Genomic DNA, 12,992 nt, shown 5'->3' on the forward strand with positions numbered 1-12,992 from the left:
CGCGGCCGGCAAGCAGTTGGTCCAGAAGTTCCTTCTCAATAGCCATGCGATGATTCTCTCCTTTCCATCATCATGGCCTCGCGCACAGAATTCCCGACAGTCCGCGGTCGGCCGCCGCTCCGATCAACGTACCGGCGACGGCCTCGATTGCACCGCCAACGACCGCATTTCGCACGTCGTTACCGCCAGCTGCCGTTCCGAGCGCGGCACCGCCAACACCCCCAATTACAGCGCCCTTTTCCGCGTTGGTGCAGCCCGCCAGAGCTGAAACGACTGCAAGCGCAAGAGCCAATTTCCTCACAATGTTCTCCTCGTCAGTTACCGAGCAATCTTCAGCGCCCCCGATGGATAGCTGGAAAGTATCTGTGCGCGCCAAGCATCTTCTTCATTCGGAGCTGCTCTCAGCCTCTTATGAGTGACCCGACGAAACCGGCCAGCACAATCAGGACAAGACCTCCCAGCAGCCCTGCTATTCCGGCTCCGATTAACATCAGGCTGTCGGCGTGGTGGCCGATGAGGCGCCCAACCCCCGGAATGCGCGCGGAGGGCCACACAAAAAGCAAGCCGCCGATGCCGCCAATCAAGCAGTCGGCTGTCCTGCCAAGACTAAAACTTGGCACCCAGCGACCCAGCGCCATTCCGATCGCGGCGCCGCAGATAAATTCTACGAACAGCAGTATGCTTGCGACCCCAGGCATGGCTAAGCGAGCTCCACCATGGAATCCTACGTCAATGCTTCTGCAGACGTTGCGAGTGAGCGCAGCGCGCAGAGCCTGTTCGCACAACGTGCCGAGTTGTTGTGCGCAAGCTCTGCACGGACGCGCGAAGAAACTAGCTGAAAGTCCCGGGGCTGAGCTCTGCGTCTCTTTGTGGGATGGCAAACAGGTGTCCACCAGCTACGCCGATGGTTTTCGAGCAGCTTGTCGCTTTGATCTCGGAGTTCGCTGGTAGCGCGATGTGAAGTCTAAGTGAACTGCGAAAGCTCGACACTAGAAGCGCGGCGATGTTGCCATACAGGCGATTCTCAACCTTCGGCCAGCGGACGCGCCGGCCTACAATTCCCTCTTCGAGTTAATTGGACGCGCAATCGAGCGACCGCCTCAGACTAGCCGGAACTCCCCCTCCATTCGAGCTTTGGACGCGCTCCGACTTGCGGTGTTCGCGCGGGATTGGCCATCCGCGGGTAGGTATCTCGAAAACTGGGCGACTGCCGAGAGGAAAATAGCCGTCTCTGGAGGCTTGGCGACCATCCTAGCGAACGAACGAAAATGGAAGAGAAGCAGAACTTTCGTGTGCAGTTTTTGCACACAGATCAGATTAACTATTTGATTTAATTGACATATCTGTCCAGTCCATCATAGGTGCAACGGCAACTTTGTGTCCTAACATACTAATTTTATTATCTTTTTTATGCGTCAGTCCGTCCAATACCCTGTTGGAACGACTGAGCAATTTGGAAAGAAGCGCGTAGCCAAACGTAACCGAATTTACGACTATGCTGGCGCAAACTGAAGGCCATTTAGCACATCACGCCGCTCACTGCACACGTGGTGCACACGAAATCTTCCGTCATCCCACCGGCCCGACCATCGATCAGATGACCATCAATAGCTTCGCTTGGCTGAACAAGGCCTTGACACGCAACTGGCATGCACACTGCCTCAACCACTTTAGTGACAGCATCGGGCTGTATCGACTTCAAAGGCGTTGCCTGCGGCTTATCGGCGAACTGAATTTGCTCTCCGCTAGTCTGAGCAATGTTATGCGTCAGCCCGAGGCCAGCCTGACCGGTTGGCTGTTCGGCTGCCGCGCGGAAAGCAGGGCCGCGAACTGGTCCACAGCCTGTCCGGCCCGCGCCAGGACTAGCGGATCCACGAGCTTGCCATCGGCAAAGTCGCTGTCGCTGCCGTAGACGGCGCTCGGCACGGTCAGTGCGGAGTAAAAGCCGAACAACGGGCGAAGCTGATGCTCGACCACCAGAGCGTGGCGCTGGCCGCCGCCTGTCGCGCCGATCAGCACCGGCCGGTCGACAAGCGCCAGCGGATCGATGAGGTCGAACAGATGCTTGAAGAGGCCGGCATAGGAGCCGTTGTAGACCGGCGTCGTCACGATCAGCGCGTCGGCCTGTTCGACAGCCTCCACCACATTCAGCGCCTCCGGCGTCAATTCCTTTCGCGTGAACGCAGCACCCAGACCACGGCCGGCATCGACAAGATCGAGGAAATTCACCGTGGCGGATAATCTTTCGCGCAGTGCCTCACCCAGATGATGCGCCAGCGTCCGTGATTTCGATGGCCTATGGGTGTTGCCTGACAAAACGACGATGCTCTGGCGCAGCCGTTCGACATGGAAATTCATGGGCTCTCTCATCTGTCCGAAACGATTGGAGACTCTGGCGGGCCGCCGGCCCCGCCAGTCCACAGCTGACCGTCAGGCGGCGCGCAGAGGCCGCGTCAGCGGGATCGGTGCGGCCGGCTCGGAACGCGGCACGCGGCCTTCGACCGGATGGCTCGGATCGTTGAATCGGTGCGTCGAGGCATGGCCGGCTGTGACGAGGCGGTCGACAAAGGCCTCGTCTTCAGCGGTCAGCCTGAAGTCCAGCGCCTTAGCGTAGCTGTCCCACTGTTCCTCGGTGCGCGGGCCGGCGATCGCCGCCGTGACCAGCCGGTTGTTCAGAACCCAGGCCAGCGCAAAATCGGCGGCGGAGACGCCGCGTGATTTTGCGTGCGCCGCGATCTGCCTGGCGATCTCAATCGATTCCGGGCGCCACTCGGTCTCGGCGATACGCTTGTCGCCACGGCCGGCCCGCGTGTCGGCAGCTGGCGCCTGGTTCGGCTCGTATTTGCCGGTCAGCACGCCGCGCGCCAGCGGGCTGTAGGAGACGACGCCAAGACCAAAATAGGCGGCGGCCGGCAGTTGCTCAGCTTCGGCGGTGCGGTTGACCATGTTGTAGAGCGGCTGGCTGGCCACCGGCCGGTCGATGCCGAGTTCATCGGCGAGATGCGCGACTTCGGCAATGCGCCAGCCACGGAAGTTCGACACGCCGAAATAGCGCAGCTTGCCTTGGCGGATGAGGTCTGCAATCGCCCGTACCGGCTCCTCCAGCGGCGCATCGAAGACGGCACGGTGGAAGTAGAACAGGTCGATGTAATCCGTCCCGAGGCGGCGCAGGCTGTTCTCGACGGTCTGGATTACCCATTTGCGCGAATGGCCGCCAAGATTGGGACCCTTGTCATGCGAGTTGACGAATTTGGTCGCTACAACCCAATGATCGCGCGTCGCCTTGATGCCGCGGCCAACGATTTCTTCGGACTTGCCGTTGTGGTAGACGTCGGCGGTATCGATGAAATTGATGCCTTGCTCGCGCGCCTTGTCGATGATGCGGTGTGCGACATTTTCCTCGGTCGGCCCGCCAAACATCATCGTGCCGAGGCTGAGCGGCGAAACCTTCAAGGCGCTGCGGCCAAGATAGCGGTAATCGGACAATTTTCTGCTCCGTTGAACTTTCAGTTGAGGGTTGGTTCGGCGTAGTGGCAGGCGACGTGGTGTCCCGCCGCGATCGCCCGGAATGCCGGCTCCTGCGAACGGCAAAGATCGGTCGCCAGCGGGCAGCGCGTGTGAAAGCGGCAGCCGCTCGGGATGTTCTGCGGGCTCGGCAGGTCGCCATGGATCGGCGCGGCCTGACGCCGGCGCGACGGGTCCGGCACGGCGTCCATCAGCGCGCGCGTGTAGGGGTGCTTGGGCGAGGTCCACAGCGTCGCATTGTCGGCGCTTTCGACGATGCGGCCGAGATACATGACCAGCACCCGGTCGGCAAAATAGCGGACCACCGACAGATCGTGCGAGATGAAGAGGTAGGACAGGCCGAGCTGCCGCTTCATGTCGACTAGCAGGTTGAGGATCTGCGCCTGGATCGAGAGGTCGAGTGCCGACACCGGCTCGTCGCAGACGACCAGTTCCGGATTGAGGATCAGCGCCCGTGCTATGCCTATGCGCTGACGCTGACCGCCGGAAAATTCATGCGGGTAGCGACCGAGCGAATCCTTCGGCAGACCGACACGCTCGATAATGTCCTCGACGATGCCGCGCCGCTCGGCCTTGTTGCCGATGCCATGGACTTTCAGCGGCGCGGTCAGGATGTCGCCGATCGTGTGGCGTGGGTTGAGCGATGCGAACGGATCCTGAAAAATCATCTGGATATTGCGGCGCGCCGCCTTCAGCCGGCTGGCGTCGAGAACGGTGATGTCGGTGCCGTTGAACTCGATCTTGCCGCCGGTCGGATCGACCAGCCGCATGATCGTCTTGCCGAGTGTCGATTTTCCGCAGCCGCTTTCGCCGACGAGACCAACCGTTTCGCCGCGCCCGACCTCGAGGGAAACGCCGTCGACAGCGCGCAGCGCACCGCCCTGGGCGTGGAAATGCGTCGAGAGGTCAGAGACCGAGAGCAACGCCATGCGCAACCTCCGGAATGAAGCTGTAGGGACAGGCAACGAGGCGATCCTCGCTCACCTCGACGAGGTCGGGTACGAAATGGGCACAGCTGTCGCGCGCCACCGCGCAACGCGGCCGGAACGGACACCCTCTCTCGCCGGCAGCCGAGACGATGCTGCCGGGAATCTCCGTCAGTCTGGCGTCGCGGTAGTGGAGATTGGTCTTCAGCCGCGGCGACGCAGCCAGCAGGCCGCGCGTGTAGGGATGAAGCGGTGTTCTGAACAGCGCGCCCGGCAACGCCTGCTCGACCTTGCGGCCGGCATACATGACGACGACCTTGTCGGCCCATTGCGCGACGACACCGAGATCGTGGGTGATCAGCACGACCGCCATCGACAGTTCGCGGCGCAGCGTATCGAGCAGGTCGAGCACCTGCGCCTGGATGGTGACATCCAGCGCCGTCGTCGGCTCGTCGGCAATCAGCAGGCGCGGCCGGCAGGCAACGGCGATGGCAATCATGACGCGCTGGCGCATGCCGCCGGAAAGCTGGTGCGGATAGTCGTCGATGCGCCGCTGCGGATCAGGAATGCGCACAAGCGAGAGCAATTCGATCGCCCGCGCCCGCGCTGCCTTGCCGCGTATGCCCTCGTGCAGCGTCAGCACCTCGGTGATCTGCCGGCCGATGGTCAGCACCGGGTTGAGCGAGGTCATCGGCTCCTGGAAGATCATCGCGATCTCGCGCCCGCGCAAGTTCCGCATCGCCTTCTGGTCGAGACCGAGCAGATCCCTGCCGGCGAACTCGATCCTGCCATTGGGGATCTTCGCCGAGCGCGGCAGAAGCTGCATCAGGGCAAGTGCTGTCAGCGATTTGCCGGAGCCCGATTCGCCGACGATCGCCAGCGTCTCGCCTTCGCCAACCTCGAAACTCAGCCGGCTGACCGGCTCGGTGGTCGGGAAGCGAACCGTCAGATTGTCGACCCTGAGCAAGGGAGTGGCCATCTCTAGCGCTCCTGCGAGAAGCGCGGATTGAGCGCGTCGTTGAGGCCGTCGCCGATCAGGTTCAGCGCCAGCACGGTAAAGACGATCGCTAATCCCGGCAGTGCCGTCAGATACCAGGCGGTTCGGATCAGCTCTCGACCGGCTCCGATCATCGAGCCCCAGCTGACGACATTGGGATCGCCGAGGCCCATGAAGGACAGCGCCGATTCCATCAGGATCGCGGTTGCCACCATCACCGACGAGGTCACGATCAAAGGTGGCAGCGCGTTGGGCAATATCTCGCGGAAGATGATGCGGGCATGGCCGTAGCCGAGGCTGCGGGCAGCCATGACGAAATCCTTCTCGCGGATGGCCCGGAATTCGGCACGCGTCAACCGCGCCACCGTTGGCCAGGTGATGACGGCGATCGCCACCGTCACCACAGGCGCCGTCGGCTGCGCGATCGCCACCATGACCACCAGAAGCACGAAGCTCGGTATGGTCTGAAAGATTTCGACCAGGCGTACCAGCAGGTCGTCGATCCAGCCGCCGAAATAGCCGGCGGTAGCGCCGACGAGGATGCCGAAGCTGAGACCGAGCGCGGTCGCCATCAGCCCGACGAACAGCGAAATCCGCGCGCCATGCAGAATGCCGGAAAGCACGTCGCGGCCCATCGAATCCGTGCCCAGCGGGAAGGCCGGATTCTGCCCCGGCCACAGGAAGGGCCGTGCTACCATCGACAGAGGATCGGCCGGATAGAGGACGGGCGCCAGCAAGGCTGCCAGCACGACAAGCGACAGGAACACCACGCCGAACATGGCGTTGGGATTGCGCAGGAAAACCTTCAGCGCCCGGCCACCGGCCGCAATCGGTACCGACGCCGCAGAGGCGGAGCGCGCGTCGGGCGCGTGAAGATTGCTCCAGCTCTTCGCCTCGGGTTCAGGCGGCACCGCAGGCTCGCGGGTATCGGCATAGAGGCGGCGGGAGCGGGCATCGCCGGCGGCGAATTCGGTGGAAGCCATCAGCGTACTCCGATGCGGGGATCGAGCCAGGCGTGCAGCAGATCGACGGTCGCATTGGCGACAATGACCAGCAGCGACGACAGCAGCAAGATGCCGAGCAGCACCGTGAAATCACGGCCCATGACCGCCTCGAAGGCGAGACGCCCGAGGCCAGGCCAGGAATAGACGGTCTCGACGACCACGGCGCCGCCGAGCATGCCGCCAACATGCATGCCGGCCATGGTGGTGATGGGGATCAGTGCGTTGCGCAGGACATGCCGGATGGTGATGACGGTCGGCGACAGGCCCTTGGCGGCGGCGGTGCGCACATAGTCCTGCGACTGGACTTCCAGCATCGCCGCCCGGGTCAGCCGCGCATAGATCGCCACGTAGAACAGTGCCAGCGACAGCGCCGGCAAGATCATGTAGCGCACCTTGTCCCAGAGGCCGGCAAGGCCGGTCAGGTTGCTGCCGATGGTTCCCGAACCGCCGCTCGGCAGCCAGCCGAGCTTGACCGAGAACAGGACGATCAGCATCAACCCGATCCAGAAGCCCGGGATCGAATAGAACAGCAGCGAACCGACCGAAAGCAGACGATCCGGCAGGCGTCCCGAAAACACCGCCATCAACGATCCGAGGACGAGACCGAGTGCGATGGCGATGGTCAGCGCCACCGCCATCAGCAACAGCGTTCCCGGCAGCCGCTGGCCGATCAGGTCGGCGACCGGCATGCCGTAGCGCGGCGAAAAGCCAAGACTGAAATGCGCCAGATTGTAGAGATAGTTGAACAGCTGGACGAGCAGTGGATTGTCGAGTCCGAAGCGCTGGCGCAACGCCGCCATGGTTTCCACCGTGGCCGAACCGGCCTCGCCGGCCATGACGTCGGCGGCATCGCCCGGCGCAAGCTGGAGCAGGAAGAAGTTCAGGATCACGATGCCCAGAACCGTTGGCACCGCCTGGATGGCCGTGCGCCGAAAGGTTCTGCCAATGCGCGTCAGGGTCGACATCGTTTTCGCTATCCCGGCTGTGGCTGACGATGCGGGTTTGCTGTTTCCCGGAAAGTTCCGTGCTTTTTAGTTGACAAGATTTATAGACATTGTCAAACCTGATTTAAGAAATTTTGTTCTGAAAATGGCAATGTTTCAGAATAGAATTTTATTTCATGCTACAAAATAGCCGTTTGAAGTATGAAATCTTAAGTGCGGGATCGAAGCGGCCAAATCTTTTCACAAACGGGCCGGCTCTTGGAACGATGGATTTTTCACCCGGCTGCCGACGACCGGCCGATTGATGCCGGCAGCAAAAAAGGACCAAGGCGCCATGTCTCATTTCCTCACCCCGAACCGCCGTAGGTTTCTCGGCCTTTCGGCAACAGCGCTCGGAGCCACCCTATTGCCCGCATCGCGCGGCGCCTACGCAGCCGAGCCGAAACAAGGTGGAACGGCGACGCTGCTGCTCTCGGCCGAGCCGCCGGTGCTGACGACGATCGCCCACACGGCGTTCAATTCCGTCTACGTCTCGGCAAAGACCACCGAGGGCCTGCTGACCTACGATTTCGATCTCACGCCGCGCCCGTCACTGGCCAGGCAATGGTCGCTCAGCGACGATGGCCTGCAATACACTTTCAAGCTGCGCGAAGGCGTGAAGTGGCATGATGGCCAGCCATTCACCGCCGCCGACGTCGCCTATTCGATCGCCACGATCAAGGATGTTCACCCTCGTGGCCGCAACACCTTCCTCAATCTTATCGACATCCAGACACCGGATCCGCTGACCGTCACGCTGGTGCTGTCAAAGCCGGCGCCTTACCTGATCACGGCGCTGGCCGCGGCCGAAACGCCGATCGTGCCCAAGCATCTCTATGACGGCGGCAAGGCAGCCGAAAATCCGGTCAACGTCGCGCCGGTCGGCACCGGCCCGTTCGTCTTCAAGGAATGGGTCCGCGGCAGCCACATCGTCTATGAACGCAACCCTGATTATTGGGACGCGCCGCGCCCCTATCTCGACCGGCTGATCGTGCGTTTCATCCCGGACGCTTCGGCGCGTGCCTTGGCGCTGGAAACCGGCGAGATCGACCTGGCGCCGGCAACGCCGATCCCGTACAGCGACTTGCAGCGCTTCGAGACGCTGCCGCATATCGGCTTCGAGAAACAGGGCTATCAGTATTCCAACGGTGTCAGCCGGGTCGAGTTCAACCTGGAGAAACCCTATTTCCAGGATGTTCGGGTCCGCCGCGCCTTCGCCCATGTCATCGACCGCAACGTCATCCGCGAGACGATCAACTATGGCTATGGCGAGACCATGCCCGGTCCGATCAACCCCAATCTGAAAAAATGGTTCGTCGCCGACCTGAAGACCTATCCGGTCGACACTGCCGCCGCCGAGAAACTGCTCGACGAAGCAGGCTTGCAACGCGGTGCCGACGGCACCCGCCTCAAGCTTGTCCACGACTATGTGCCGAGCGGCGAGACCTACAAGCGCGGCGCCGACTACATCAAGCAGGCACTGGCCGCGGTCGGGATCGAGGTCACCGTGCGCAGCCAGGATTTCGCCACCTACACCAAGCGCATCTACACCGACCGCGATTTCGACTTCACCTTCAACGGCATGAGCAATCTGTTCGATCCGACGGTCGGCGTGCAGCGGCTCTACTGGTCGAAGAATTTCAAACCGGGCGTGCCGTTCTCCAACGGGTCGAAATACAGCAATCCCAAGGTCGATGAACTTCTTGAAGCTGCCGCCGTCGAGGTCGATCACGAAAAGCGCTTCGAGCAATGGGCCGCGATCCAGCAGATCCTTGTCGAGGACCTGCCCGACATCGGCATCGTCAGCCAGCCGGAAATCACCCTCTACAACAAGCGCATCGCCGATCACACAGTGGGCGCCGAGGGCAATGCCGGCAGCCTCGCATCAACCCATATCGTCGCCTGATCCGCCGCCCCATGCGCGGTCTTTCGCGCATGGCATCTCTTTCTCCTTCCCCGAGAGATTCCCCCATGACGCTCGCCCACAAGCCTGGTTCCATCGTCGGCACGCCCTTCTTCAAGGCGCCGACCGACTATCCGGACAGCCCGCTATCGAAAGCGCTTCAGCAGCCGGTGCTGCTCGGACTGTTCCTGCCGATCCAGGCCGGCGGCTGGACCAACTCGACCCTGCCGCGCTCGACCGACTGGCGCTTCGATTACAATCGCGACCTGACGCTCAAGGCCGAGGAGCTTGGCTTCGACCTCGTCTTTGCGCTCAGCCAGTGGCTGCCCAAGGGCGGCTATGGCGGGGTCTTCAACGGCCAGGCGCTGGACAGTTTCGTCTCCATTGCAGCCATGGCCGCGATCACCAAGAAGATCATGCTGATCTCGACCATGCATGTTCTCTACGGCCCGTGGCATCCGCTGCATCTGGCCAAATTCGGCGCCACGCTCGATCACATTTCTGGCGGCCGCTGGGGCATCAACGTGGTCACCGGTCATCGCGCCGTCGAACACGAGATGTTCGGCTGGAACCGCATCGAGCACGACCGTCGCTACGAACTCGCGGCCGAGTTCGTCGAAGTGCTGCAGCGGCTGTGGCAGGACGACGAGAATTTCTCCTTCTCTGGAGAATCGAGCTGGAAGCTTAATGGCGGCTTCGTCACGCCGAAGCCGAATTACGGTCGGCCGATCCTGGTCAATGCCACCGGCTCCGATGCCGGCATTTCCTTTGCCGGCCGTTATTCCGACATCGTCTTCGTCACCAGCCCGGCCGGCTCCGACATCGCCAGCGCGCTGGAGGCGCTGCCGGCGCATACGAAGAAGGTGAAGGACGCCGCCCTCGGTGTCGGCCGCACCGTGCGCACGCTGCTCAATCCGCTGGTCATCAGCCGTCCCACTGAGAAGGAAGCCTGGGCCGTCGCCGACCAGATCGTCGCCCGTGCCGACAGCCGTACGCCGAAAGGGTTCCAGACCTTCAACAGCGACGCCCAGGCCTGGAAGGGCCGCGAAGGCCGCGACGATCCCTACGCCAAGGTCGGCGGCAACATTTATCTCATCGGCACGCCCGAGCAGATCGTCGACCAGTTCGTCAAGCTCAAGGACGCCGGCATCGATGGCCTGCAATTGTCCTTCTTCGACTTCAAGCCGGACCTCGAATTCTTCGGCGAGAACATCCTGCCGCTGATGAAGCAGGCCGGCCTGCGCAACGCCTGAGGAGCACTCATGACCACGACTGCGATCTCCGAAATCTGGTACACACGCTGCCCGGTGCCGACGCCTGTCGGGCTTGCGGCGCAGCTCGGACTTCTCGACGAAACCTTTCGCAAGGAGGGGATCGAATTGAAGTCGATCATCGATTCACCCAACCGCGACATCCGCCAGAGCCATTTCAACCACACACTCGACTGGTCGTTCCGCCACGGCGGCAACGTGCCGCCGATCCGTGCGCGGTCCGAAGGGCGCAAGACGCGTCTCGTCGGCATCACCTGGACCGACGAATTCCAGGCGATCATCACCTTGCCCGGCACCGGCATCAGAACAACCCAGGACCTGAAAGGCCGCCGCTTCGGCATCGCCCGGCGTCCGGAAGGCATCGTCGACTTCATGCGGGCGACGGCGCTGAAAGGGCTGGTCTCGGCGCTCTCGCTTGAAGGCCTCAGCCATGCCGACGTCGAGATCGTCGACATCGCGCTGACCGACAGCGTGCTCGACAGCCAGGAAGGGCCGTCGCTGTTCGGCCTCAAGCGCAAACAGGCCTATGGCGAGGAGGCAGCCGCGCTGATCCGTGGCGAGGTCGACGCCATCTATGTCAAAGGCACGGCCGGCATCAATGTCGCCAATCTGATCGGCGCCATCCAGGTCGCCGAATTCGGCTTTCATCCCGACCCGAACATCCGCATCAACTCCGGTTCGCCGCGTGTGCTGACCGTCGACGATTTGCTGGCCGAAGAGCGCCCTGATCTGGTCACGCGCCTGATCGAGACGATCCTGCGCGCCAGCGCCTGGGCTAAGGCGCATCCGGAAGAGACGCGGCGCTTCGTCGCCCGCGAATCCGGCGCCACCGAAGAACAGGTGCTGGCCGCCAACGGTCCGGATGTCCACAACCATCTCGGCCTCGGACTGCAGCCTGAGCTCGTCGCGGCGATTTCCCACTACAAGGATTTCCTGCGCGACTGGGGTTTCCTTGCCAGCGATTTCGACGTCGAGGCCTGGGTCGATCGCCGGCCGCTCGATCAGGTGACCATCCGCGCCGCCGCCTGAGAGGAAGCCAGCATATGACCTCGACGATCCCCGAGTTCCCACAACTCCTCGACACGGTAGCGAGCCTGGCCGACGACTTCGCGCTGACCGCCGCACATCACGACGCGACCGGAGAATTTCCGTTTGCCAATTTCGGCCGGCTTCACCAGGCCGGTCTGCTTGGCCTGGTCACAGCGCGCGAGCATGGCGGCCTCGGCGGCGGGCTGACGGAAGCCCAGGCGGTGATCGCCGAGATCGGCCGCGGCGAGCCGTCGACGGCGCTTGTGCTGGCCATGCATTACAACAGCCAGTATGCGCTGCGGAAATCCGGAAAATGGCCGCGCCATCTGGTGCAGCGGATTGTCGAGGCCGGCCGTCTTGGCCCTGCCTTGATCAATGCCGCCCAGGCCGAGCCGGGGATCGGCTCGCCCGCCCATGGCAAGCCGCCCGAAACCATTGCCCGGCGCGACGGCAATGTCTGGCGGATATCCGGCCACAAGAACTACGTCACCGGCATTCCCATCCTGAAATGGGTGAACTTGCTGGCATTGACCGACGAGCCGCAACCGCGCCTCGCCTCGTTCCTGGTGCCGACCAATGCGCCGGGATTGCGCGTCGAAAAGACATGGAACGCCGCCGGCATGCGGGCCACCGCCAGCGACGACGTCATTCTGGATAATGTCGCCGTGCCTGCCGAGGACATCACCGAGGCGCAGCCGGCGTCCGAGCCGCTGCGGCGGGAGGAAGGTGCGACGGCGTTCTTCTTTTCGCTGATCGGCGCTGTCTACCACGGTGCCGCCCGCGCTGCCCGTGACCGGCTGGTCTCCTTCGTCACCACGCATGCGCCGGCGAGCCTCGGCGCGCCGCTGTCGACCGTGCCGCACATCCAGGCAGGGCTGGGCGAGATCGAGGTCAGGCTCGCAACCAGCACGCGGCTGCTGCGCTCGCTCGCTGATGACGTCGACGCCGGCCGACCGGTCGGCACCGACGGCATGACCGTCAGGCATGTCGTCATCGACAATGCCGTGGCAGTTACCTCGCTGGCGCTGGAGCTTGCCGGCAATCCCGGTCTTAACAGAGACTTCCAGCTCGAGCGTCACCACCGCGATACGCTGACTGCCCGCTCGCACGCACCGCAGAACCATATGATCCGCACGATCGCCGCCAAGGCGGCGCTCAGCCGCCACGCTGCCAGCCAAGTGGCCGAGCCGCCGGCTGTTGCCGCTGTCAAACCCAGGCTCAAGGCGGTCGGGTGAGCGACGCCATGATCTCCGAACATGTCGAAGTCGCTATCATCGGCGGAGGCCCCGGTGGCCTGACATTGGCGCAAGGCCTGAAGAAGAACGGCATCAGCGTCGCGGTCTTCGAGAAGGAT

Annotated in this window: 12 protein-coding genes and 1 pseudogene; 5 read left to right on the top strand and 8 right to left on the bottom strand. The window is 62.8% G+C overall.

Annotated features, from left to right (window positions below; genetic code table 11):
• Window positions 1-70 precede the first annotated feature (70 nt).
• The 8 genes from NKH71_RS33505 to NKH71_RS25530 all read right to left on the bottom strand — a co-directional run bounded on the left by NKH71_RS33505 (window position 71) and on the right by NKH71_RS25530 (window position 7,417).
• Window positions 71-301, bottom strand: a complete 231-nt coding sequence (locus NKH71_RS33505; protein WP_502900416.1) for a YMGG-like glycine zipper-containing protein — start codon at window positions 299-301, stop codon at window positions 71-73.
• Window positions 302-401: 100 nt separating this feature from the next.
• Window positions 402-698, bottom strand: coding sequence for a hypothetical protein (locus tag NKH71_RS25500; RefSeq protein WP_352895400.1), 297 nt, complete (start codon window positions 696-698; stop codon window positions 402-404).
• A gap of 1,069 nt (window positions 699-1,767) precedes the next feature.
• A complete protein-coding gene (gene msuE, locus NKH71_RS25505; protein WP_031193577.1) occupies window positions 1,768-2,358 on the bottom strand; it encodes an FMN reductase in 591 nt (196 codons plus the stop codon).
• A 72-nt stretch (window positions 2,359-2,430) separates the two neighbouring features.
• A complete protein-coding gene (locus tag NKH71_RS25510; RefSeq protein ID WP_352895401.1) occupies window positions 2,431-3,486 on the bottom strand; it encodes an aldo/keto reductase in 1,056 nt (351 codons plus the stop codon).
• A gap of 20 nt (window positions 3,487-3,506) precedes the next feature.
• A complete protein-coding gene (locus tag NKH71_RS25515) occupies window positions 3,507-4,454 on the bottom strand; it encodes an ABC transporter ATP-binding protein (RefSeq protein ID WP_352482606.1) in 948 nt (315 codons plus the stop codon).
• On the bottom strand, window positions 4,432-5,430 hold the full coding sequence (locus NKH71_RS25520) for an ABC transporter ATP-binding protein (protein WP_352482607.1): 999 nt from the start codon (window positions 5,428-5,430) through the stop codon (window positions 4,432-4,434). The genes NKH71_RS25515 and NKH71_RS25520 overlap by 23 nt, the downstream gene beginning before the upstream one ends.
• A 2-nt stretch (window positions 5,431-5,432) precedes the next feature.
• Window positions 5,433-6,431, bottom strand: a complete 999-nt coding sequence (locus NKH71_RS25525) for an ABC transporter permease (protein ID WP_352790239.1) — start codon at window positions 6,429-6,431, stop codon at window positions 5,433-5,435.
• The gene (locus NKH71_RS25530; protein ID WP_352895402.1) at window positions 6,431-7,417 is read right to left on the bottom strand and encodes an ABC transporter permease; all 987 of its coding nucleotides are present in this window, start codon (window positions 7,415-7,417) and stop codon (window positions 6,431-6,433) included. The genes NKH71_RS25525 and NKH71_RS25530 overlap by 1 nt, the downstream gene beginning before the upstream one ends.
• Window positions 7,418-7,730: 313 nt before the next feature.
• Between NKH71_RS25530 and NKH71_RS25535 the strand changes: the two genes are divergently transcribed.
• The 5 genes and pseudogenes from NKH71_RS25535 to NKH71_RS25555 form a co-directional block, all read left to right on the top strand.
• Window positions 7,731-9,341: an ABC transporter substrate-binding protein gene (locus NKH71_RS25535; protein ID WP_023717657.1), complete on the top strand. Its 1,611-nt coding sequence runs from the start codon at window positions 7,731-7,733 to the stop codon at window positions 9,339-9,341.
• A 65-nt stretch (window positions 9,342-9,406) separates the two neighbouring features.
• Window positions 9,407-10,591 (top strand): LLM class flavin-dependent oxidoreductase, encoded by a 1,185-nt coding sequence (locus NKH71_RS25540; protein WP_023717658.1) that lies wholly within the window; start codon window positions 9,407-9,409, stop codon window positions 10,589-10,591.
• A gap of 9 nt (window positions 10,592-10,600) precedes the next feature.
• Window positions 10,601-11,638: an ABC transporter substrate-binding protein gene (locus tag NKH71_RS25545; RefSeq protein WP_352482609.1), complete on the top strand. Its 1,038-nt coding sequence runs from the start codon at window positions 10,601-10,603 to the stop codon at window positions 11,636-11,638.
• Between the two features lie 14 nt (window positions 11,639-11,652).
• Window positions 11,653-12,873 carry an acyl-CoA dehydrogenase family protein gene (locus NKH71_RS25550; protein ID WP_352790236.1) on the top strand — a complete coding sequence of 407 codons (1,221 nt, stop codon included), beginning with the start codon at window positions 11,653-11,655 and terminating at the stop codon, window positions 12,871-12,873.
• 8 nt (window positions 12,874-12,881) lie between these two features.
• A pseudogene (locus tag NKH71_RS25555) lies at window positions 12,882-12,962 on the top strand (hypothetical protein); the annotation flags it as partial.
• Window positions 12,963-12,992 lie beyond the last annotated feature (30 nt).

Origin of the sequence: Mesorhizobium sp. M0983 (genome assembly GCF_040318975.1) — a bacterium.
Classification (GTDB): domain Bacteria; phylum Pseudomonadota; class Alphaproteobacteria; order Rhizobiales; family Rhizobiaceae; genus Mesorhizobium.

Excerpts from the sequence above, each read along its gene's own strand:
- NKH71_RS25550 (WP_352790236.1), top strand. The coding sequence starts at position 11,653 with ATGACCTCGACGATCCCCGAGTTCCCACAACTCCTCGACACGGTAGCG.
- msuE (WP_031193577.1), bottom strand. The coding sequence starts at position 2,358 with ATGAATTTCCATGTCGAACGGCTGCGCCAGAGCATCGTCGTTTTGTCA.
- NKH71_RS25545 (WP_352482609.1), top strand. The coding sequence starts at position 10,601 with ATGACCACGACTGCGATCTCCGAAATCTGGTACACACGCTGCCCGGTG.
- NKH71_RS25535 (WP_023717657.1), top strand. The coding sequence starts at position 7,731 with ATGTCTCATTTCCTCACCCCGAACCGCCGTAGGTTTCTCGGCCTTTCG.
- NKH71_RS25500 (WP_352895400.1), bottom strand. The coding sequence starts at position 698 with ATGCCTGGGGTCGCAAGCATACTGCTGTTCGTAGAATTTATCTGCGGC.
- NKH71_RS25540 (WP_023717658.1), top strand. The coding sequence starts at position 9,407 with ATGACGCTCGCCCACAAGCCTGGTTCCATCGTCGGCACGCCCTTCTTC.
- NKH71_RS25530 (WP_352895402.1), bottom strand. The coding sequence starts at position 7,417 with ATGTCGACCCTGACGCGCATTGGCAGAACCTTTCGGCGCACGGCCATC.
- NKH71_RS25525 (WP_352790239.1), bottom strand. The coding sequence starts at position 6,431 with ATGGCTTCCACCGAATTCGCCGCCGGCGATGCCCGCTCCCGCCGCCTC.
- NKH71_RS25520 (WP_352482607.1), bottom strand. The coding sequence starts at position 5,430 with ATGGCCACTCCCTTGCTCAGGGTCGACAATCTGACGGTTCGCTTCCCG.
- NKH71_RS25515 (WP_352482606.1), bottom strand. The coding sequence starts at position 4,454 with ATGGCGTTGCTCTCGGTCTCTGACCTCTCGACGCATTTCCACGCCCAG.